3 protein-coding genes are annotated in these 2,206 nt (G+C 69.0%); all 3 read left to right on the forward strand.

Annotated elements, in window-relative coordinates; all coding sequences use genetic code 11:
* A partial coding sequence (locus VN419_RS05375) for an ATP-binding cassette domain-containing protein (RefSeq protein ID WP_325645236.1) occupies nt 1-396 on the forward strand: 396 nt, incomplete at its 5' end.
* A 104-nt stretch (nt 397-500) separates the two neighbouring features.
* Nucleotides 501-1,244 carry an MBL fold metallo-hydrolase gene (locus tag VN419_RS05380; RefSeq protein WP_325645238.1) on the forward strand — a complete coding sequence of 248 codons (744 nt, stop codon included), beginning with the start codon at nt 501-503 and terminating at the stop codon, nt 1,242-1,244.
* Between the two features lie 21 nt (nt 1,245-1,265).
* Nucleotides 1,266-2,206 (forward strand): glycosyltransferase family A protein (locus VN419_RS05385; protein ID WP_325645241.1); only part of this gene is annotated, 941 nt, incomplete at its 3' end.

Below are 2,206 nucleotides of genomic sequence, written 5' to 3' on the forward strand. Positions count from 1 at the left end.
CGGGCCTACATCGGCAAGTTCAACATCACGGGCTCGGACCAGCAGAAGAAGGTCGGCCTGCTCTCCGGCGGCGAAAGAAACCGCGTGCACCTGGCCTCGCTTTTGCGGGAAGGCGCCAACGTGCTGCTGCTCGACGAGCCCACCAACGACCTGGACGTGAACACCATGCGCGCCCTGGAGGACGCCCTGGTGAACTTCGCGGGCTGCGTGCTGGTCATCAGCCACGACCGCTGGTTCCTGGACCGCATCGCCACGCACATCCTGGCCTTTGAGGGCGATTCCCAGGTCAGCCTGTTCGAGGGCAACTGGAGCGAGTACGAGGCCGACCGCAAGGAGCGCCTGGGCGCGGCGGCGGAGCAGCCCCACCGCATCAAGTACCGGCACCTTACCCGTTAGCGGGCCCGCCTGCGCGCCGGCTGGCGCGACGGGCCGGATCAGGATATGTTCGACACCGGGGCGGGGGGCTTCCTCCGCTCCGGTCCAAACACAGGGAGGCGACCATGCACGCAAGGCTCCTGACCGTCTGCTTTCTGCTCCTGCTCCTGCTCCTGCCCACCCTTGCCCTGGCCCAGTCCAAAAAGCCCCAGGATGTCATCAAGACCGACGCGGGCGACGTGACCATAACCTTCCTCGGCCATGGCACCCTCATGCTGCAGTGGCAGGGCAAGGTCATCCACATCGACCCCTGGACCGCCCAGGCCGATTATTCGACCCTGCCCAAGGCCGACCTCGTCCTTGTGACCCACGAGCACCGCGACCACCTGGACATGGGCGCCATCGAGGCCATCCGCAAGGACGGCACGCTGTTCGCCGCCTCGCTCAAGGCCTCGGCCTCCCTGGGGGGCACCACCGTGCTCAAGAACGGCGATTCCAAGACCTTTCTGGGCATCCGCGTGGACGCCGTGCCCGCCTACAACCGCGAGCACATGCGCTCGCCCGGCGTGCCTTTCCATCCCAAGGGAGAGGGCAACGGCTACGTGCTGCACTTCGGCTCCACGCGCATCTACGTCGCGGGCGACACCGAGGTCGTTCCGGAGATGGCGGCGCTCAAGGGCGTGGACGTGGCCTTCCTGCCCGTGAACCTGCCCTACACCATGACCGCCGACATGCTGGTCGAGGCCGCGAAGCTCATGCAGCCCAAGGTGTTGTACCCCTACCACACCGGCGATACGGATCTGGACAAGCTTCAGGCCCGCCTGAAGGACGTGCCGGGCGTGGAGACGCGCATCCGTCCCATGAAGTAGCCTTGTAACGCTGGAGGCCGCATGCCCAGTCGTCCCCACGCCGCCTGGAACTCCCTGCCGGAAGCCACCCGCAGGGGGCTTTCGCGCGGGTCCACCGGACGTGAGCATCTGGCCGGACTGGCCGCCGGGCTCTTTGCCGCTGGCAAGGTGCAGGCCCTGCTCGCGCGGGAACTCCTCTGCGCCGCCTGGGCCGAAGCGCCGCTGAGCCTCGACGTGGCGCAGCTGCTGGGCGGCCCGGCCCTGCGCGGATTGCCCGCGCTGCCCGAACCGCCATCCAGGTTGGTACAGGCCTTGCCCGCCTTCTGGCGCGTTCCGGCGCCCACGGACACGTGGTGGGCCGAGGGCGACTGGGAGCGCACCCGCGCAGGCCTGCTGGAGCGCTTGGCGGCGGAGCCCGCGAACATGTTCTGGAGAGCCGCGGCCTGGAGCCTGGCTTGGCAGCGCGCGGACTGGGAGCTTTCCGCCCGGATGGTGGACCCGGCCTCCTGGTCGCGCGTGCTGGCCCCGGTGCGGTTGCAGGCTACGGCGCAGCACCTGCTGGCTCAGGGCGAGGCCGCCGCAGCCCTGGCGGCCTTGGACGAGCTGGGAGAGTGCTTCCCCGGCGGCAGTCCCGGCCTGCGGGCCGAATGTCTGCTGCGCCTTGGCCGCCGCGACGAGGCGACAACCGTGCTGGCGCAGGCGGTGCTGGCCGCGCCCTGGCGCGGCAGCGAACTTCTGCGCTGCACGGATCTCGTTTCCGGCGCGGACCAGGAAGTTCGCCTAGTTCCGGGAAGCGTGGCCGTGCTGCTGTACACCTGGAACAAGGCCGCTGAGCTGGACGAGACCCTGGCCTCCCTGGCTGCGTCGTCCCTGTTCGAACATGCTCCCGGCGCGCGCCTGTGGGTGCTGGACAACGGCAGCACCGACGCCACGCCGGATGTGCTGGAACGCTGGGAAAAGCGTTTCGGCGAGCTCTTCTCCAC

The organism is Humidesulfovibrio sp., from assembly GCF_035560995.1.
GTDB lineage: Bacteria > Desulfobacterota > Desulfovibrionia > Desulfovibrionales > Desulfovibrionaceae > Humidesulfovibrio.

Excerpts from the sequence above, each read along its gene's own strand:
- VN419_RS05380 (WP_325645238.1), top strand. The coding sequence starts at position 501 with ATGCACGCAAGGCTCCTGACCGTCTGCTTTCTGCTCCTGCTCCTGCTC.